Consider the following 20,278-nt stretch of genomic DNA (forward strand, 5'->3'; position numbering starts at 1 on the left):
GTGATACAAACCGCTACATTGCCGGATTCAATTTCATCAGCATTTTCTGGAAACCAGGCCGGTCAAAAGTAGTGCCACTGTAGCCATATGCGAAAAAAGTTGGATTCGGAAAGCGATTATCCTTGGTATATTGGAGCAGTATATTTTTCTGATTCACAATGGAATCGCTATCGCCAGCCAGTGCATCTTCCTGAGAAAGTCTGCAATATAAAGCGGTAATTTTGTCTGTTGCCCTCAACATTTCTCTTTCCTCCTTCATAGGGGCAACTGTCAGTTCTTGGTTAGTCTAGGATATACCCAATTTGGGAACAAGTGAAATTAAGCGTTCTTACAATCTGACTAGTTCCCAAATTAGAAACAAGTAAAAGGGTATGAATCATATCTCTCGCCAATTTGGCGAGAAGTAAGCTCGTGTCAACTTGGCACGAAGTCAGAGCTGATAACTAACAATTTCAACTTCTGATCAATTTGCGCAGAAGTTATTTTTTATTCCCAACGAGTTGATGGAGATTATACTTCTCAACATTACATATCGTTTATAACGATTTCAACGTATAGCAAAGAATCCATCAATTAACAAAATGCCAATAGACGGACTCTTTTTTATATTGGATATTAAAACAATTTACGATACTGAAGGCAATAAGAGAAACATTATGATGGATACCGATTCGATTATTTTCATAAGTTCGATCGGATCGTTTTGTGTTCTTATTACAGTTTCGAGTTTTTCGTAACAATTAAAGAAAAGCTTTACAACATTTAACAACTCACTAGTTTGCTCATTAGCAGTTTCAATCAGTTCGCTTACGAGATCTTCGACCAAAATGAAGTCGTTCCACAATGTATTGATTTGGTTAATCAGCATTTCTGTGTATGCAGCTATACTGCAAAGGCAGTTGTCATCAACAGGCACTTGAAGAATTTGCTGATACCTATGAAGGTATAATTTCATTTCACCAAGTTTTTTCATGGACTCAATCCACAGCTTCAAAGAATTTGTTGCGTTCATTTTTTCAATTAGCATAGGTTCTATTTCACACGGATACATCGGTTTTGCTATGCGGGATTCTTCTGTATCCAAAAGTTTATAGAACGGAATCGAGTATACTGTCGGCGAGAGCACACCAGAAAAAACAGGTACATATACTAACTCTAAGGATTGTGTTTCCAAATACCATCGATCACTTGATGGCAAAATACTGTTTTTAAATACATCCCTGATTGTTATCACGATTCTGGTATATTCCTTCTCAAGGGTATTATTCTCTTCCATATTGTAATCAACAATGATGTAGGCATGTTTATTACCTTTAAGAAGGGTACCATTCACCGCCGTAACTGCTTTTGATAGCGTATCACAAAAATAGTTTGTTCCCTTGCGATATTTTTGTTTTGAATCATAAGCAATGGCGCAACCTTTCGGTTGATTATCAAGCACATAACGCCAAACATTAACTAAAGTAAGAATATTCTCAAGTTCTTGCCTTGCAAAATCTTCATTAAGTGAACTGTATTCGGAAAACAACAATTCATACTCTTTCTGGAAGTCCACGATGGCTTTAGCCGCAGAATAAAGATTAAACATAGCGAGTTGTGGATTCTTAACAATGCTAATATCTTGCTTATTAATTCTTGCTTGAAGAACCTCAACAAAGTGATTGTAAAAATTATCCAACGAGGAATACACATCATTCAATCGTTTTCTAAAATTCTCATACTTACCAACCGAAAGCAATTGACGCATTGTATAATACTCTGCAACAGGGCTTTTTTCGTTTCCTTCAGAATAAAGACAGTACGGATCAACAGCAAAAGTGGGAAGTAGATTTTCGGCAAAGGTGTGTTCTTTAAACACTTTTAGCCGATTATCAACGCTTTTTCCTCGATCCTGTGTATACCTCCCTTTTCTGTATACATCATCAATGAGCTTAATTGTCTCAGCAATCAAATCATTGACATTGATTCTTATTTTGTCAATATCGGCTACATATTCCTGCCATGAAGAAGGACGCAAGCTATAATCTATTCGTGTATGTATCCATCCATTCAATTCAGATACCCATGCATTATGGCGCTTGCTCTTATGGATATGAAGTTTATAATCCAGCGCTTCAATTCCCAAATCCCGAAGGAGATCAACACCAATCAACTCAATATCAATATACTCTTTCTCTGGATACAGTTGCTTTAAAATATCCAGCATTTTAATTCGCCAATACTGATTTGTATTATTCGTGTTCTCCGGAAACCCTGTTTCTGTCGAAATAGACGGAATGAATTTACAAGACACTTCATCATTTGTAATCGAAAAAGTAAGCACTTGCATTTCATAGATGAGTTTTTCCACTAATACATCCGCGGCAGCCTGATAGCTTTCCAGCAATTTAGGATGTTCAAAGAGTCCACGTATCGCATCAGCAGACGGCTGGAGTTCGCCCGCACATATGCTGGCAACGATTTCATCAGTCTTGAATGGAAATGTCACATTAAAATTACGCTTTGCCATCCAAAATAGCGCATATCCAAATGATGATCGCTCAGCGTCTGTATTAGGCAAAACTGATGGCACCACACAATTATTCACAAAATAGTCTGTTGCTTGATAATTGATTGAGAGAGAGGTTAGAGACTTCTTGACTTCATCGATGGCATTCTGTAAATCTACTTTATTGAAATTAGATAAATCTTTCATTCCATCTGCAATTAGCTCATCTGATCGCTCAATACCAGAAAGGTCAATGGGTAAAAAACAAAGCCAACCTTTGCCACGTTTTTTTACCACAGAGCTAATGAATGTCATGTTTCCCTCAACATAACGCTTCGCATCTAACCAAAGCATTGACCTGATAGCATTTGCATATCCTATCCAGTCAAGGAATCTTATTTGAGAGAGACGCTGTACATCTTTAATGTCATATTGCTGGTTCTGGTTAGAGAAGTAATCCAACAAAACCACTCTCACATTTTGTGAAGATATACACGAAAGAGCCTTGAACACAACCTCTCTTGCTCCGGTGCAAATTTGATCGCACAACGCATCAAAAACAATTTTCGCACGGACAGGATGAAGTGCTTCAATGGTGTTTTCATCAACTTCTCTGATGAGGTACTCATCTTTCAGACGTCTAATGGCAGCGTGCATTGTAGAACAATGAGTTACGTTTTTTACGGCAGTAAGATTAACAGCACATCCTAATCGCCCTGCGTAACAAACCAACTGAAGTAATTCTAACCATTCATCCGAAACACCTTCTTGTAGCAACGCATCGATCTGCCCGTGGAGGCGCTGAGTCAAGGTCCGATTATTTGTCAACAAAAATACAAATTCAATCAATGGGCCTTGTCCACCAAAAGACTGCCATGCTTCTTCGAAGGTTCTGTGTTCAGTATGAGGCTGTGTTTCTGTAAAAGAACTATAAATGTGTGCAGCTTCCTCCTTAGATAAAGCCAACTCCACAATCCCACATTGGATTGCCTTTCCGCTAATTGGTGTTAGATTATAATCTTCATCTCGAATGGAGATAAGCACTGGAATGGAAAGACCACGAGATTGTAACTCTTGCAGCAAAAATGCCCAAAGTGTTTCACCTGGCTGTACATCAATATAGATGATTAAATTTTTATTATACTTGCCAAGCCCATCTAACGCTGTAACCAAATTCTGTGCTTGTCCTTCGTTAGCAATGGAACGCACACAAAACACGCAGCATTCAGGATATGTATCAATTAAGTAGCGGTAACAAAGGGTAGATTTTCCTTGTCCAGAAACCCCCTTAAGGATTGCGACACCTTTACTATTGATTGCTGCTTGGATTTCTCCTATCCAATAGTTTCGCTTGAAATCTAAATTGTTACGAATATGTGTAGGATGCGCAGACACACCTTGCAAATACTCTTGTTTCAGTTGTTCATTATTGCTATTTAGCCGCAGTTCACTTAAGCGAACAAGAGATTTATTGTATTCTTTGTAAAATCCATCTATTGCAGCAATATTTGTTCCAATATCGTGGATTTTATCTTGCCACATCTTTAGTGTGGTGTACCCTTTGCTTTTAGAAAGTACAGAAACATATTGAATCAATAGGTCTTTGGCCAGTGCAGGCGCAGACATTACCTGAACATAGTCGCGGATCTGAGTTTGAATATTTAAATCCAAATCATCAAGATTGACTTTCTCAAAACACAGAGAATCAATCAACCATACGGCCTCTGACTCAGACAATCCGTGTTTGTCTACAAGTCTCTTCGTTAAAGCCTTTTTCGTGACAGCTTTCCCAGATTGCATTTCTTGTAGTTCAACACCAAGAGTATTAAAGTAGACAACCTTAATGCGGTGGAAGGATGGATTTTGTGCATGTAAGCTACACATGCGATTGAAAAATCCTTCGCCTCCTTTGGATGTTTTTGTTGCAGCAAGGCTTGAAAGTGTTAGGTCGGCAGAGATGTTTTTAACCTGAACAGCCTCTACTACGACTCCATCCTTTTTAATCACCAAATCCTCAATATCTTCTGGGTAGTACTCATATCCATTTTTGTCGGAAATTAGTCTGTGTGAAATATATAGCGTTTGGGATGAGAATCCTTTCCAAGCAGCCTGTGCACCTATATCAGATTTTTGAAAAATGCTCATTTTTATCTCCTCTGTGACCGTTATTGTCGCAATCAGCCAGGCAGCAATTAGCTGCACGGCTGATTGTATGTAGTGGTACAGTGAATTTGTAACTCCTCTGCCTGATAGATTATAATGTCAGCAGAGGAGAAAAACACATGACTTGAATTTCAGACGAAACCAGACGAAAGGTTGTTCGTGGCACATTCAGGATGGACGCACGATTGCCAGCCTTGTGGCTGAGTACGGCATATCCAGAGCCACTGTTTCCAACTGGGTACGCTCGTATCGCGAAGAATGCCAAAACAATGATGAGGAGAAGTCTCAGTTAGAGATGATAGAAGAACTTCGTCGTCTCCGGCGTAAAAAAGCCGAATTAGAAAAGGGGAACAGCTTCTTAAAAAAGCAGCGGCATTCTTCGCGAAAGGAATCGATTAGTGGGATATCGTTTCCTTGATGAGTATAAGCAGGAGTTCGGATTGAGATGGCTTTTGAAGAAGCTGCACATTCATCCAAACGCTTATTACAACTACCTCAGAAATGGAAAGCGGGTTATCTCGCTCAAAAATCTCATTGTTGTCAACAGATTCAAGCACTTTACCATGATTCTCATGGTGTCATGGGGCACCGTAAGATGAGGGTGTTTCTGCAAAGAGAAGGAATCTCATTGAGCAAAACAACAGTCCACAAGTACATGAATCGTGAACTACAACTACACTCAATTTGTCGCTGAAAGAGACCCGCATACCGTCGGGGATTAGCTCATAAAATTTTCCCGAATCTATTAAAGCGGAATTTTTCTCCTGAGCAGCCGAATAGTGTGTGGTGTACCGACTTCACATATATGACACTGACAAATGGAACCATGCGCTATAGTTGTTCCATTATTGATTTATATGACAGAAGTATTGTTGCCAGTGAAAACAGCTCTTTTATCACGAGTTCCCTAGCCGTGCGTACGCTTGAAACAGCGTTGTCGAGTGCAAAGGCTATCCCACAAAACCTGATTTTGCACTCGGATCAAGGAAGTCAGTTTACTTCCGCAGAGTTTGTACAACATTGCCGGAAGCGCGGGATTTCTCAAAGTATGAGCCGTGCAGGCTGTCCGTATGACAATGCGCCGATTGAGCGCTATTACAATACCTTAAAGACCGAGCTGATTTATCAGTATCGTTTTGAAACTGCAGCAGAACTGGATTATGCCGTTTCAGAGTTTGCTTACGATTGGTACAATCAGGCACGCCCACACACGTATAACGGATATCTGATTCCGTTTGAAAAGAGAGCGGAGTGTACCATTAAGCAGTGGTGTTACAAAAAGCGTTGACCACTACACTCAAATCAATCTGCTGTTTTCATTTAGATTGTACTGGATGAAACAGGAAAAGGGAAGTTTGTCGCATATGCAAATGAGCAATGCCTGGTAATTTAAACTAAGTATCGCTCATTATATTTTTTACTAACCTCGGCTGCCGGCTGCCATAATCATAGAGAATTTGTTGCTTCCTGTATTATGAACACCCACCATTTCGGGTGGCTTTTTCTTGCCGATTTGACGGCTTTTTAAATTTGGGTTAGGATAGTAGCATAACGCTTATGTAGACCGAAGGAGGACTTGTGCGGGAGTTTCGTACCATAGAACTCAGGGAAGCGCTGAGTTTACGGAAGATAGCGGACAGCGGCCAGTGCTTTCGCCCCGGTGAAATCGGGGACGGCGTGTTTCGCTTTATCTCGGGAAACGAGGTGCTGGAGCTAAGGCAGTGCGGCGACTGCGCCGTGGAGGTCTCTTGCGACGCGGAAACCTGGGAGAGGGTCTGGCTTCCCTACTTTGACCTGGAGCGCGACTACAGCGCCATACAGCAAGATATCTTCGAGAGCGGGGATGCCTTGCTCGCGGAGGCGACGGTTCACGGCGACGGCATACGGGTACTCCGTCAGGAGCCCTTTGAGATGCTGGTTTCCTTTGTGCTCTCGCAGCGAAAATCCATTCCGGCCATACGGACCGCGGTTCGCATGCTGGCCGAGACCTACGGCGAGGCGACAAAGGCACCTTCGGGAGAGACGGTCTTTCTCTTTCCGAAGCCGGAGGCGCTCGCGGGGAGCTCGGAGCAAAGCCTGCGGGATTTGGGACTCGGCTACCGCGCGCCCTATGTGCTGGATGCGGCGCGCCGCGTGGCGGACGGGAAGCTTGATCTCGCCGCGCTTCGCGAACGGCCGGATGAGGAACTCTTTGCGGAACTGCAGAGCGTACACGGCGTCGGGAAGAAGGTCGCGAACTGCGTGATGCTCTTTGGCTACGGCAGAACGGAGCGCGTCCCCTCGGACGTCTGGATGCAGCGCATTGTGAGCGAAGGCTACCGGGGAGTGGACCCCTTGGTTACGCGGAAGCACGCGGGTATTTTACAACAGTACCTATTTTATTATGCGCTCACCCACAAGGAACGCTTTATTCCCCGTAAGGAGCGGGGACAAGAAAAGTAAGAAAAGGAGAAACCAATCATGCGACACGAACTGAAACGAAAACAGACGGCGGACACAGACTGTACCAAGCGGATCCGAGTGGAAAAACTCAACCTGCCCGCACTGCGGAAGCTCTTTGAGACAAGAATGCAGGAAGATTTTCCGGAGGTAGAATTAAAGCCCTTCCCGAAGATGCAGGAACTCTACGAGACAGGGCATTATCTGCCGCTCGCGATCCGCGACAACAGCAAGAATCACGATCTCCTCGCCTATGCGCTCTTTGCGCGGGAAAAGGCGGAGGAGGGACACCACTATCTGCTCGACTACTTTGCCGTCAAGGAATCGGAGCGCGGCAGCGGAATCGGGACCGACTTTTTGCGGGAGATGGAGGCACACATCGACGACGCCGAGACCATACTCGGCGAGATTGAGGATCCGGATCACGCCGCGGACGATGAAGAGGAGGCCGTGCGCCTTCGCCGCCGCGCGTTTTATCTAAGGAACGGCGTCCGTGAGACCCGTGTGCGCGCGGAGGTCTGCGGCATGAATTACCGCATCCTCGAGGCAGGCGGCGCAACGCCGCACTCCGCCGCAGAAATTCGGCACATTTTGGATCGCTTCTATCGCCGCTTCTTCCCCGAGAAGATGTACCGCGAGGAAGTGAACGTTCACATCGCCTGAGAAAACAATGAATAGCACAACTTTTTTGATTGTATGCCCGCTGGTTTTTCTGGCGGGCTTTGTAGACGCCATCGGCGGCGGGGGCGGTCTGATTTCCCTGCCGGCCTATCTCTTTGCGGGGATTCCGGTGCACACGGCCATCGGCACCAACAAGTTTTCGGCGGTTTTCGGGACCACGCTCGCAACCGGCCGTTTTGCGAAGCAGGGCATGATTGAAAAGCGCCTTGCGCTTCCTGCGGTCGCGGCGGCCTTTGTGGGCGCTTCGATCGGCGCGCGGCTTTCCCTCCGTATGCCGGAGCGGATGACTTTGATTATCCTTCTTTGCATCCTGCCCTTTGTCGCCTTTCTGGTTCTGAATAAAAAGCTGCTTCGCGACAGGAGCCCGGAGGAAGAGCAAATCACGGGGCGTACCTATGCGACCGCAGCGGCCTCGGCCTTTCTGGTCGGCATTTACGACGGACTCTACGGGCCGGGAACGGGCACCTTTTTGATTGTGCTCTTAAATGTCTGGTCTCGCCTCGGCTTAAAGAGCGCAAACGGGCAGGCAAAGGCCATTAATCTCGCGACCAATCTGAGTTCACTCATCGTCTTTCTGATGCACGGCACTGTCTTAATCCCGCTCGGCCTGAGCGCGGCGGTCTGCAATATGATAGGCGCCTACCTCGGTGCGGGGCTTGCGTTAAAGCAGGGGAGCAAGGCCATACGCCCTGTCCTCTTGCTCGTGCTGGTTCTGCTCTTTGTCAAGATTATTTCCCAACTGCTCGTACAGTGAGAGGAGCGGGGGCGGAGGTTCGCCTTTATTCGGCGCGAAGCGAAAGGAGAGCGGTATGGAGCTGTTTTTGAATCACCTGCTTCCGTTTCTGATGAATCTGCTGCTTCCGTTTGCGCTGCTACCTGCGTTGCTCCGAATGCGCAGGCTGCAGCGAGCGCTGATTTGGAATCGGCATCTTTACAGCCTCACGCCGCAAGGAGATGCTTTGGCGTATGGAAGGAGGTAGTTATGCCCATATTCTCAAACGCGGTGTTACCGCTGGGACTCGCGTTTCTCATGCTTTGGCTGTACACGCGGCAGCGGGAGTCGCGGTTTCGTAAGCTCTATGCGCTGACCGCGGGACTTCTTTGTACCTGTGCGCTCTCTACCATATGGATGAATTTGACTGCGCCGCTCGGCATCGGGGTTCCGCGCTTTCTCCCGTGGCTCTGGTATTTCGGGATGCTGGGCGGCTACGCGCTGACCCCGGTCTCTTTGCTCTATTTTGGTTTTTCCGCGGTGAAGAACGCGCGCATCAAACAGGTGTTTTGGTGGGGACTCTGCATTGCGGGGGCCCTCTTCCTCTGGGCCGTTGTGGCAGAGCTGACTTCTCTCCTGCGCCACCTGTGAGCGGAGAACCGCATTCTTCCTCTCCGGCGAAGGCGAGAAGAAGGCAGAGAAGAATAGACGATAGTCGTCGCACTTGCATCCTGCAAAGAAGCCGAATCGGAAAGGCTCATGATAAGAGAGAGCAACAGCGCCTCGCTGCGTCACCGCTTTCGCGCGGAATCGGATGAAAACAGATATAATACGGGCATTGAAAGAGGAAAATGGCGCTGAAACATATGTTCTTATTTCGGACCCGTGTTGAAAGTTTTCATGTGGTTTTACAAGGATTTATTATGAAGGTGAATGCACGCTCGTCGGGCGGAACGAAGGGTGAAATTCCGGCGGGATGCCGGAGAGGCTTGTGCGGCAGCCTAAGGGGAAAAAGTCGAGCAGTACGAAGCGGAAGCCTTGGGAGACAGGGTAGCAGAAGCAACTGCGGATGCCGAGAAAAGCGGTTTTCGCATCGCGAGAACTACGTTTGTCATCGGAGTGAAGTTCGCCCTCCCGCCGGTCTTCGGGACCGGTGAAGCGGAAGCGAAGTACCTTACAAAAAAACGGGAGAACGCACACCACAAGATATAAGTCCAAACTTCGCGCAGTGAATCAAGAGTGATAGGACAAAAAGGTTGGTATATAGTGCTTCAAACCATTGATATACAAAAACGGGTTGCCGAACGGAAAATGCAAAAAGAACGAACCGCAGTCGCGGCTCGTTCTTTTTATTTTTCAGTCCGGCATGGTGGCGCGCATTTTGCGTATGCCGTGGATTTCGGCATTGACCGCGTAGCGGTCGCCCTGGCGGTAGAGCTTTGCGTATTTCTTCGGCGAGACGCCGACATAGCTGTTGAAAGTCCGTATGAAGTGGGAGTAGGTCTGGAAACCGGACTTTTCGCTCGCTTCTTGGACATTTGCGCCCTGGCGCAGAAGTTGCTGGGCGGTGATGATGCGAAGCTGAATCACATACTCCATGACAGAGAAGCCCGTGCCCTTTTTAAAGATGTGGCAGAGATAGTGCTTGCTCAGCATGAAGTGATCTGCGAGTTCATCGAGCGACAGGTGATCGGTGCAGTTCTTCCGGAGATAGTCGAGTATCGGCTGCACGCGGTTATAGTCCTGGTTCGAGGTGCCGTGCTCCTTTTTCGTAGAACGAATGCGGCTGCAGACCAGGAGCAGTATCTCGTAGAGCGTGATGCGCTCCAAGATGTCCGTGCCGAAGGAGGGCGGCATGCTGATGCGCAACTTTTCGAAGAGGCGTGCCAGACGTTTGCTGTCCTCCTCGTTTAAGAGTATGCAGGCCCCGCTGTTTTTCAGCGCTTCGGCAAAGTCGGTCTGCGGGGTTGAGAGCTGGTCGAGCAGCGTGGGCAGGATGTGCAACACATAGCGCTTAAAGACAGAGCCGTCCGCGCCGTTCTCGTCACGGTGCAGGGTGTTGGCGTTTAGGATGAAGAGCGTGTTTTTCTTCAGGGGGTACATCTTTCTGTCCATGAAGAAGTCGCCGCCATCCGTCAGCACCAGCATGAGTTCAATGCCCTCGTGGTAGTGCAGGCGGTGCATGCGCCACTGATCATCCTGTTTGTATTGAATAATGTAATCTCTGGATTCCATAGAGAGCCTCCTCGGGCGATGAGTTCGGACTTTCCGCACAAATAGGCGGATATTCCGCTCGCCTTACCATCAATATAACACAAGTGACGAAAGATGCAAGTAGTTGATTCTAACCTGCGTAAGCCCCGAAATTTCGTGCAAGATAAAGCATAGATGGCCGCTAAATAAATCAGTTTTTTGGGCGCTTTTCAGACTCGGCAACAATTTGCGCTAGCTTTTTGACAATAAAGAGAAGGAATCTTGCGTGTCTTGTGTTACAATGAGTACATATCAAAAAGGAGGTAGGGTTAGTATGTGGACAAGCACATCCATGGCTGTTCCTGAGAGCGTACTTCTGTCCGTCATGGGACTCGGTGTGGTTATGGTCACGCTGATTACGCTCGCGCTTGTGATCCTTCTGTTCTCGAAGGTTATGGGATCCGGGGCGGCAGCGACAGCGCAGTCGGCTCCGAGACCGATTCCGGATCCGCCGGGCATCAGCGACGAGATTTGCTCCATGATACTCGCGGTCATCTGCGAGGAGCTTCATGCGTCGCCGGAAGAAATCAACGTCACCAGCATCAAAGAATTAAAGTAAAACAAGCACATAACAGGAGGCTATAAAAATGAAGTATGTTGTTACCATGAACGGCAAGAGATACGAAGTCGAAGTGGAGCGCATGTCCGCATTCCACATGCTCACCCGCGAGGAGATCGCTTCCGGCGTCTCGACCCCGGTTCAGCCGGTTGCAGCGCCCGCTCCGAAGGCGGCAGCTCCGGCTCCGGCAGCAGCAGCTCCGGCTCCGGCGGCAGCAGCACCCGCTCCGGCAGCAAGCCCGGCTCCGGCAGCAGCTCCGGCAGCAAAGGCAGCGCCCGGCGGCACGTCCGTAACCAGCCCGATGCCCGGCGCAGTGCTCGGCGTCAAGGTGAATGTCGGCGACAAGGTCAGCGCAGGCCAGACCATGTTCGTGCTTGAGGCAATGAAGATGGAGAATGAGATTGTGGCACCGGTCGACGGCACGGTCGCTTCGATCAACGTGAAGACGGGTGACACGGTGGATACCGACCAGGTCATGGGCACGTTGAACTAAGCGAAGGAGGAACACGCAGTGAATCTTATTACTATCGTCGAGGGACTGCTCAAGAGTTCCGGATATGCAACGATGACCTGGCAGCAGCTTGTCATGCTGGTCCTCTCGTTTATCCTGATGTATCTCGCGATCGTCAAGCAGTTTGAGCCCCTTCTGCTGCTCCCGATTTCCTTTGGTATCTTCATGTCGAACCTGCCGCATTCCGGCACCTTCGAATATTTCTATCAGCTCGACCACTGGTACGATGCCGGTGTTCTCGGCGTCATGTACATGGGTGTTAAGTCCAGCTTCTTCCCCTGCATGATGTTCCTTGCGGTCGGCGCGATGACGGACTTCGGTCCGCTGATCGCAAACCCGATTTCGCTTCTGCTCGGTGCGGCTGCACAGCTCGGCATCTACTGCGCATTCATCTTTGCGAATGCGACCGGACTGTTCACCCCGCAGCAGGCTGCGGCTATCGGCATCATCGGCGGCGCAGACGGCCCGACGGCTATCTATGTCGCGAACAACCTCGCTCCCGAGCTGGTCGCACCGATCGCGGTTGCGGCGTACAGCTACATGGCGCTGATTCCGCTGATTCAGCCGCCGATCATGAACCTCCTGACGACGGACAAGGAGCGCCGCGTCAAGATGAAGCAGCTCAGAAAGGTCTCGAAGGCCGAGAAGGTTATCTTCCCGATCCTCGTTGCCTGCCTGGTCTCCCTGCTTCTCCCGGACGTTGCTCCGCTGCTCTGCATGCTGATGCTCGGCAACCTGTTCCGCGAGTGCGGCGTGGTTGAGAGACTTTCGGATGTCGCGCAGAACGCACTCTGCAACATCTGCACCATCTTCCTCGGCCTTTCGGTCGGCGCGACGGCGCGCGGCGAGCTCTTCCTTCGCCCGCAGACGCTCGCAATTGTCGTCATGGGCCTTGCGGCATTCAGTTTCTCGACTGTCGGCGGCGTGCTCTTCGGTAAGATTCTCTATGTCGTCACCGGCGGCAAGATCAACCCGCTCATCGGTTCCGCAGGCGTTTCGGCTGTTCCGATGGCAGCGCGTGTTTCCCAGACGGTCGGCTCCAAGACGGACAGAACCAACTTCCTTTTGATGCACGCAATGGGACCGAACGTGGCAGGTGTCATCGGCTCTGCGGTTGCGGCAGGATTCTTCCTGACCTTCTTCGCGCACTGAGTCGTTTTGCAATAGAAACAGAGGCAATACAGGCAAGAACAAAATCGTTTTGGTGTTTCGAGAAAGGAGGACATTACCTTGAATAAAGTAATGAGTTTACATGATGCTGTTGCAAAGTATGTCGAGAGCGGAGATGCGATTTGCTTCGGCGGATTTACGACGAACCGGAAGCCCTATGCGGCTGTTTTCGAGATCCTTCGTCAGGGACAGACCGATTTTACTGTCTGGGCGGGCCCGGCAGGCGGTGACTGGGATATGATGATCGGCGAGGGCCGCGTCAAGGCATACATCAACTGCTATACCGCGAACTCCGGCTACACGAACGTGTCCCGCCGCTTCCGCGCTGCAATCGAGGCAGGCACCCTGACCTACGAGGACTACTCGCAGGACGTTCTGATGCTGCAGCTTCACGCAGCTTCCCTCGGCCTTCCCTACCTTCCGGTGCGCCTCATGCAGGGCTCCGGCCTCACGGATTTCTGGGGCATCTCCGAGGAGAAGAGACAGACCCTCGACAAGCTGACCAACTTAAAGTTCGCTTATGTCGAGAACCCCTTCAACCCGGGCGAGAAGGTTGTTGCGGTTCCGACCCCGCAGCTTGACACGGCTATCATCCATGTGCAGAAGGCGTCTCCGGACGGCACCTGCGTGATCGAGGGCGATGAGTTCCACGATGTCGACATCGCGGTTGCGGCGAGAAAGGTCATTGTGACCTGCGAGGAGCTTGTGAGCGATGAGTACATCCGCCGCGAGACCTCCCAGAACAAGGTCTTCGGCGAGTGCGTCAACGCGGTTGTGCACGTGCCGTTCGGCGCTTGGCCGTCTCAGGTCTACAACTACTATGACTGCGACGACAAGGCACTGAAGGAGTACGACAAGGCTTCCAAGTACCAGGATAAGGAAGACGCAGAGCGTCAGATCGCGAAGGAGAAGGAGAAGGCTGAGAAGAAGGGCCTTCCGTACACCGCACCGGTCAATCCGGAAACCTTCCGCGATTATCTGGACAAGTGGGTTTACAGCTGCAAGGACAACAACGATGTTCTCGACAAGATCGGCGGTGCGCATCTCGCAAGCCTGAAGGTCATTCCGGGACTCGGTTACGCGAAGCGATAAAGGAGGGGAGAGAGACATGGCTGATTACACGAATTATACCAAGCAGGAGATGCAGGCTTACGCCATTGCAAAGAATATTCAGGAGAATCAGATTGTCATCGTCGGAACCGGACTTCCGCTCATCGGCGCTTCCCTTGCGAAGCGCGTGGTTTGCCCGTCCTGCCATCCGATCGTTGAGAGCGGTCTCATGGACTGCGATCCGGTTGAGGTGCCGCGTTCGGTCGGCGATCTCCGCTTCATGGCACACTGCGCGGTGCAGTGGCCGAACATCCGCTTTGTCGGCTTCGAGGCAAATGAGTGGTTGCACGGCGAGGAGCGCCTGATTGCATTCATCGGCGGCGCACAGATCGATCCCTACGGCAACGTGAACTCGACCTGCATCGGCGATTACAACAACCCGAAGACCCGTTTCACGGGCTCCGGCGGTGCGAACGGCATTGCGACCTACTGCAACACGGTCATCATGATGCAGCACCAGAAGAGAAGATTCATGGACAAGATCGACTATGTCACGAGCCCGGGCTGGATGGACGGCCCCGGCGGCAGAGAGAGAGCCGGTCTTCCGGGCAACAGAGGCCCGCAGATGGTCGTTACGGATCTCGGCATCATGAAGTTCGATGATGAGACCAAGAGAATGTACCTCGCATACTACTATCCCTTCTCCAGCCCGGAGATGGTCAAGGAGAACACGGGCTTCGATGTCGATGTCTCCAGAGCAAAGCTCATGGAGGGCCCGAGCCCGGAGATCATCAAGCTGATTCGTGAGGAAATCGACCCGGGTCAGGCGTTCATCAAGGTTCCGAAGCAGTAAGCGAAGATTTCAGCCACCAGTTAACTCACTTTTAAGGAGAGATTTAAATGAGTAATTACACCATGCCGCGCTACTTCCAGAACATGCAGGTTCTGAATGTGCCGGCTGCAAAACCGAATCCGGAGAACGTGAAAGAGTTAAAGGAAGTCGAGCAGGACATCCACGCACGCGCAGAGAAGCTTCTCTCTGCGGGTACGCCGGATGACAAGATTCACGCGAAGGGCCAGTACACGGCACTCGAGAGAATCAATCAGCTCGTTGACGAGGGCACCTTCTGCCCGATCAACACGCTCTACAACCCGGAGGACAATGCGGAGGAGAAGATCGGTATCGTCTCCACCGGTATTGTCAAGGGCCTTGGTCGCATCAACGGCAAGTGGGCTGTGATCATCGCATCCGACAACAAGAAGATGGCGGGCGCTTGGGTTCCCGGCCAGGCAGACAACCTGCTCCGCGGTTCCGACACGGCGAAGATGCTCGGCATTCCGCTGGTCTACATCCTGAACTGCTCCGGCGTTAAGCTCGACGAGCAGGAGAAGGTTTACCCGAACCGCAGAGGCGGCGGCACGCCCTTCTACCGCAACTCTGAGCTGAACCAGCTCGGCGTTCCGGTCATTGTCGGTATCTACGGCACGAACCCGGCGGGCGGCGGCTATCACGCAATTTCCCCGACCGTTCTGATTGCGCACGAGAAGGCAAACATGGCAGTCGGCGGCGCAGGCATTGTCGGCGGCATGGATTCCAAGCCGTACGTGGACCTCGAGGGTGCACAGGGCATGATCGATGCGACCAGAAAGATGAAGAACGACCCGCCGGGCTCCGTCTCCATCCACTACAACGTGACCGGTTTCTTCCGCGAGGTCTATGCGGAGGAGTTCGGCGTTCTGGATTCCATCAAGAAGTACATGGACTACATGCCGGCATTCAATCCGGAGTTCTTCCGGGTCGATACGCCGAAGGCACCGGCAATTCAGGGCGAAGAGCTCTATGACATCGTGCCGCGCAACACCCGCCGCACCTATGACATGTACAATGTCTTGAAGGCGCTCATCGACGGCGGCGAGTTCATGGAGTACAAGAAGGACTACGGCCCGGAGATGATCACCGGTATCGCAAAGGTCAACGGCCTTCCGGTCGGTGTCGTCGCAAACCGTCAGGGTGTGCTCGCAATGCAGGGCTACCCGAACTATCCGGAGTACAGAGGCAAGGGCGCTATGGGTATGGGCGGTAAGCTCTACCGTCAGGGCCTGATCAAGATGAACGAGTTCGTGACCCTCTGCGGCCGCGACCGTCTCCCGATCCTCTGGGTGCAGGATACGACCGGTATCGATGTCGACAACGAGGCGGAGAAGGCAGAGCTGCTTGGTCTCGGCCAGAGCTTGATCTACTCGATCCAGTCCACGAAGCTCCCGATGTTCGAGATCACGCTCCGCAAGGGTACCGCAGCGGCTCATTACGTGCTCGGCGGCCCGCAGGGCAATGACAACAACGTCTTCTCGATCGGTACGGCTGCAACCGAGATCAACGTCATGTACGGCAAGACCGCTGCAGGCGCAATGTACAGCCGCCGCCTCGTGAAGGATCAGGATTCCGGCAAGGATCTCCAGGGCACCATCGACAAGATGAACGAGCTGATTCAGCACTACATCGACACCTCCACCCCGGCTTACTGCGCGAAGGCAGGCCTGGTTGACGAGATTGTCGATATGCCGAAGCTCAGAAATTACGTCGTGGCATTTGCGGATGCTGCTTACCAGAATCCGAAGTCCATTTGCCCGGTTCACCAGATGATTCTCCCGAGAATTATCAAGGACTATGACGAGAACGGCCAGAACGCGAAGACCGCGGGAGCTAAGGCTTAATTCTCATTCACAAAGAAGTTTAGAAGGTTAGGTTTTTATGGCAATTTTTACGCTGGGTATTGACGTCGGTTCCACTGCCTCCAAGTGCATCATGTTAAAGGACGGCAAGGAAATCGTATCGAAATCCTTGGTGAGCGTGGGGACCGGTACATCCGGTCCCCAGCGCGCCATCGAGGAGGTTCTGAAGAATGCAGGCAAGACGCGCGAGGAGATGGATTACACGCTCGCAACCGGCTACGGCCGCAACTCCCTTGAGGGCATTGCGGACAAGCAGATGAGTGAGCTCTCCTGCCACGCGAGAGGCGCATACTTCCTCTTCCCGAAGGTGCACACCGTCATCGACATCGGCGGCCAGGACGTTAAGGTCTTAAAGATTGAAAATGGCGCTATGGTCAACTTCCAGATGAACGACAAGTGCGCGGCGGGAACGGGACGCTTTTTGGATGTCATGGCGCGGGTTCTTGAGGTCAACATTGAGGATCTCGAGAAGCTCTCGGCGGAGTCCACGAAGCGCATCGGTATCAGTTCCACCTGCACGGTCTTTGCGGAGAGTGAGGTTATCAGCCAGCTCGCGCAGGGCACCGACAAGCGGGACATCATTGCGGGCATTCACAGAGCAATTGCGGGCAGAGTCGCAGGACTCGCGCACCGCGTGGGTCTCGTGCCGGACGTTGTCATGACGGGCGGCGTTGCGCAGAACCACGGTCTGGTGCTCGCACTGGAAGAACAGCTGAACTGTGAGATCAAGACCTCACCGCTCACGCAGTACAACGGTGCGCTCGGTGCGGCGCTGTTTGCATATCAGGGTGCGTTAAAGCACGCAAAGGCATAAGCTTTTATTAGAAAAGAGGCGATTGAAATGGCAGAAGAAGTAAAGAACACGGAAGCGAAGAAGCCGGCGAAGCAGAAAGTAAGCCCCGGCGTTCTTGCGCTGAGAAAAGTCGTAGACGATGTCTACGAGCAGGCGAGAGAGGCAAAGAAGCGCGGCGAGCCGGTGGGCTGGTCTTCTTCCAAGTTCCCCTGCGAGCTCGCAGAGGCATTTGACTTGAAGGTTGTCTATCCGGAGAACCAGGCAGCAGGTATTGCGGCAAACCGCGACGGCGAAATGCTCTGTCAGGCGGCGGAGGATATGGGTTATGACAACGATATCTGCGGTTATACCCGTATCAGCCTTGCATACGCAGAGGGCTTCCGCGTCGGCAGAAAGTTTGATCCGGCAACGGGCGAGTTCATCATCAACCCGGCAAGCGGCAAGCCGTTAAAGGATGAGAACGGCAATGTGGTCATCGATCCCGAGACCGGCAAGCCGAAGAAGGATCCGAAGACCCAGACTCCGTTTGAGGAGCTGGTTAACATCAACGACATCGAGGCTCTCCCGGACGGCCCGGAGAAGGAAATGCGCTTAAAGGCATTGAAGCCGATCCGTCAGAACCTGATGCCGATGCCCGACTTTGTCCTCTGCTGCAACAACATTTGCAACTGCATGACGAAGTGGTATGAGAACATTGCCCGCATTCACAACATCCCGCTCATCATGATCGACATCCCGTACAACAACGATGTCGAGGTCGATGATTCCAAGGTCAAGTATGTGCGCGCGCAGTTCGATGCGGCAATCAAGCAGCTGGAGCAGATTTCCGGCAAGAAGTTCGATGAGAAGAAGTTCGAGCAGGCGTGTGCAAACGCGAACCGTTCCGCATCCGCATGGCTCAAGGTCTGTGACTTCCTGCAGTACAAGCCGGCTCCGATGTCGGGCTTTGACCTCTTTAACCACATGGCGGATATCGTTACCGCACGCGGTAAGGTCGAGACCGCAGAGGCTTTCGAGCAGCTTGCAATCGACCTCGCAGAGAATGTAAAGAACGGCACCACGACGCTTCCGTTCCCGGAGAAGAAGCGCATCATGTTCGAGGGTATCCCGTGCTGGCCGAAGCTCCCGCAGCTCTTCAAGCCGCTGAAGGAGAACGGCATCAACGTCACGGCGGTCGTGTACGCACCGGCATTCGGCTTTGTCTACAAGGACCTGGACGGCATGGCGAAGGCGTACTACAAGGCTCCGAACTCGGTCTGCATTGAGCAGGGCGTTGCTTGGAGAGAGGGCATCTGCCGCGACAACAAGGTCGACGGCGTTCTGGTGCACTACAACCGCTCCTGCAAGCCGTGGTCCGGCTATATGGCAGAGATGCAGAGACGCTTTACGAAGGACCTCGGTGTTCCGACCGCAGGCTTTGACGGCGACCAGGCTGACCCGCGTAACTTCAACGCGGCACAGTACGAGACCAGAGTCCAGGGTCTCATGGAAGCAATGGAAGCAAACGATCTGAACAACGGGACAAAGGAGGCGTAAAGCATGAGCATCGAGGCATTATTAGAGAAGTTTGCGTCGATTTCCGGACATCCGAAGGCGCAGCTGAAGAAGTATAAGGCAGAGGGCAAGAAGGTCATTGGCGTGCTTCCTTACTACGCGCCGGAAGAGCTTGTCGATGCGGCAGGCATGGTGCCGATGGGTATCTGGGGTGCAAACGACCAGACCATCAGTATGGCGAAGGAGTACTGCGCAACTTTCTATTGCACGATTGCACAGCTCGGACTTGAGATGCTGTTGAACGGCACCCTCGATGAGTTGGACGGCGTGATCACGCCGACCGTATGTGATACGCTGCGCCCGATGTCTCAGAACATCCGTGTCGCAATGGGTCACAAGATGCCGACCATCTTCCTCGCACACCCGCAGAACCGTTTTGAGGAGTGGGGCCTGCAGTTCACGATGGATCAGTATCACGAGATCAAGCGTCAGCTTGAGAAGATTGCTTCGAAGGCAATTACCCCGGAGGCACTCCAGGCGAGCATCAAGCTTTACAATCGCTATCGCCGTGCGGCGCGTCGCTTCGTGGAGCTCGCAAACGAGCACTGCGACGTGATTACGCCGGTCAAGAGAATGTATGTCCTGAAGTCCGCTTGGTTTACCGCGAAGAGCGAGTATGTCCCGCTCATCGAGGAGCTGAACGCAGAGCTTGAGAAGCTCCCGGCAGCGAAGTGGACCGGCAGCAAGGTTGTGACCAGCGGTATTATTTGCGACAACCCGAAGCTGCTCCAGATCTTCGAGGACAACCACATTGCGATCGCAGCGGACGATGTGGCACACGAGAGTCGTTTCTTCAAGACGGACGCGCCGGAGACGGACGACCCGATGAGAGACCTCGCAGTGCAGTTCGCAAACCGCGACCACGATATTCTGCTCTACGATCCGCAGTCCGCAAAGAACCGCCGCGGCGAGTTCGTTGCAGACCTTGTGAAGAACAGCGGCGCACAGGGCCTGGTGCTCTTCATGCAGCAGTTCTGCGATCCGGAGGAGATGGAGTATCCGTACCTTAAGAAGGCTCTTGACGATGCGGGCATCCCGCACATCAAGCTGGGCATTGACCAGCAGATGAGAGACTTCGGTCAGGCGCAGACCGCAATCCAGGCGTTTGCGGATGTGCTTTCCCTCTAATCAATCCTACTTACCCCCGCCGAGGCTTAACCCCGGCGGGGGTT

Annotated in this window: 17 protein-coding genes and 1 pseudogene; 15 read left to right on the plus strand and 3 right to left on the minus strand. The window is 51.4% G+C overall.

The genetic code is table 11. The annotated features are described in order from the left end of the window. Positions 1–13 precede the first annotated feature (13 nt). Positions 14–241, minus strand: coding sequence for a recombinase family protein (locus tag QU660_RS01125; protein WP_304946517.1), 228 nt, complete (start codon positions 239–241; stop codon positions 14–16). A 384-nt stretch (positions 242–625) separates the two neighbouring features. After that, positions 626–4,633, minus strand: a complete 4,008-nt coding sequence (locus tag QU660_RS01130) for a hypothetical protein (RefSeq protein ID WP_304946518.1) — start codon at positions 4,631–4,633, stop codon at positions 626–628. 146 nt (positions 4,634–4,779) lie between these two features. Here QU660_RS01130 and QU660_RS01135 point away from each other — a divergent pair. The 6 genes and pseudogenes from QU660_RS01135 to QU660_RS01160 all read left to right on the plus strand — a co-directional run bounded on the left by QU660_RS01135 (position 4,780) and on the right by QU660_RS01160 (position 9,695). Then, positions 4,780–5,939, plus strand: a pseudogene (locus QU660_RS01135) (IS3 family transposase). Between the two features lie 290 nt (positions 5,940–6,229). Next, positions 6,230–7,093, plus strand: coding sequence for a DNA-3-methyladenine glycosylase family protein (locus QU660_RS01140; protein ID WP_304946519.1), 864 nt, complete (start codon positions 6,230–6,232; stop codon positions 7,091–7,093). 18 nt (positions 7,094–7,111) lie between these two features. Further along, positions 7,112–7,753, plus strand: coding sequence for a GNAT family N-acetyltransferase (locus tag QU660_RS01145; RefSeq protein ID WP_304946520.1), 642 nt, complete (start codon positions 7,112–7,114; stop codon positions 7,751–7,753). A 7-nt stretch (positions 7,754–7,760) separates the two neighbouring features. Then, entirely contained in the window at positions 7,761–8,525 is a 765-nt protein-coding gene (locus QU660_RS01150) for a sulfite exporter TauE/SafE family protein (RefSeq protein WP_304946521.1), read from the plus strand. 228 nt (positions 8,526–8,753) lie between these two features. Further along, on the plus strand, positions 8,754–9,134 hold the full coding sequence (locus tag QU660_RS01155; protein ID WP_304946522.1) for a hypothetical protein: 381 nt from the start codon (positions 8,754–8,756) through the stop codon (positions 9,132–9,134). Between the two features lie 387 nt (positions 9,135–9,521). Then, entirely contained in the window at positions 9,522–9,695 is a 174-nt protein-coding gene (locus tag QU660_RS01160; RefSeq protein WP_304946523.1) for a hypothetical protein, read from the plus strand. Positions 9,696–9,839: 144 nt separating this feature from the next. Here the strand turns inward: QU660_RS01160 and QU660_RS01165 are convergent, their stop codons facing one another. After that, on the minus strand, positions 9,840–10,718 hold the full coding sequence (locus QU660_RS01165; protein WP_304946524.1) for an AraC family transcriptional regulator: 879 nt from the start codon (positions 10,716–10,718) through the stop codon (positions 9,840–9,842). 292 nt (positions 10,719–11,010) lie between these two features. On the opposite strand from QU660_RS01165, the gene QU660_RS01170 reads away from it, so the two are divergent. The 9 genes from QU660_RS01170 (at position 11,011) to hgdB (ending at position 20,234) form a co-directional block, all read left to right on the plus strand. Further along, positions 11,011–11,295, plus strand: a complete 285-nt coding sequence (locus QU660_RS01170) for an OadG family protein (protein ID WP_304946525.1) — start codon at positions 11,011–11,013, stop codon at positions 11,293–11,295. Positions 11,296–11,323: 28 nt separating this feature from the next. Beyond that, the gene (locus QU660_RS01175) at positions 11,324–11,788 is read left to right on the plus strand and encodes a biotin/lipoyl-containing protein (protein WP_304946526.1); all 465 of its coding nucleotides are present in this window, start codon (positions 11,324–11,326) and stop codon (positions 11,786–11,788) included. A 72-nt stretch (positions 11,789–11,860) separates the two neighbouring features. Beyond that, the gene (locus tag QU660_RS01180; protein ID WP_334306935.1) at positions 11,861–12,958 is read left to right on the plus strand and encodes a sodium ion-translocating decarboxylase subunit beta; all 1,098 of its coding nucleotides are present in this window, start codon (positions 11,861–11,863) and stop codon (positions 12,956–12,958) included. Positions 12,959–13,036: 78 nt separating this feature from the next. Next, the gene (gene gctA, locus QU660_RS01185; RefSeq protein ID WP_304946528.1) at positions 13,037–14,068 is read left to right on the plus strand and encodes a glutaconate CoA-transferase subunit A; all 1,032 of its coding nucleotides are present in this window, start codon (positions 13,037–13,039) and stop codon (positions 14,066–14,068) included. A gap of 16 nt (positions 14,069–14,084) precedes the next feature. Then, the gene (gene gctB / locus QU660_RS01190) at positions 14,085–14,879 is read left to right on the plus strand and encodes a glutaconate CoA-transferase subunit B (RefSeq protein ID WP_304946529.1); all 795 of its coding nucleotides are present in this window, start codon (positions 14,085–14,087) and stop codon (positions 14,877–14,879) included. A gap of 47 nt (positions 14,880–14,926) precedes the next feature. Next, positions 14,927–16,741: an acyl-CoA carboxylase subunit beta gene (locus QU660_RS01195; protein WP_304946530.1), complete on the plus strand. Its 1,815-nt coding sequence runs from the start codon at positions 14,927–14,929 to the stop codon at positions 16,739–16,741. Between the two features lie 37 nt (positions 16,742–16,778). Further along, complete coding sequence (hgdC, locus tag QU660_RS01200) at positions 16,779–17,573, plus strand: (R)-2-hydroxyglutaryl-CoA dehydratase activase HgdC (RefSeq protein WP_304946531.1); 795 nt, start codon at positions 16,779–16,781, stop codon at positions 17,571–17,573. A 27-nt stretch (positions 17,574–17,600) separates the two neighbouring features. Continuing rightward, positions 17,601–19,088 carry a (R)-2-hydroxyglutaryl-CoA dehydratase subunit alpha gene (gene hgdA / locus QU660_RS01205; protein WP_304946532.1) on the plus strand — a complete coding sequence of 496 codons (1,488 nt, stop codon included), beginning with the start codon at positions 17,601–17,603 and terminating at the stop codon, positions 19,086–19,088. A gap of 3 nt (positions 19,089–19,091) precedes the next feature. Beyond that, entirely contained in the window at positions 19,092–20,234 is a 1,143-nt protein-coding gene (hgdB, locus tag QU660_RS01210) for a (R)-2-hydroxyglutaryl-CoA dehydratase subunit beta (protein WP_304946533.1), read from the plus strand. Positions 20,235–20,278 lie beyond the last annotated feature (44 nt).

This window comes from Stomatobaculum sp. F0698, assembly GCF_030644385.1.
Taxonomy (GTDB): Bacteria; Bacillota; Clostridia; order Lachnospirales; family Lachnospiraceae; genus Moryella.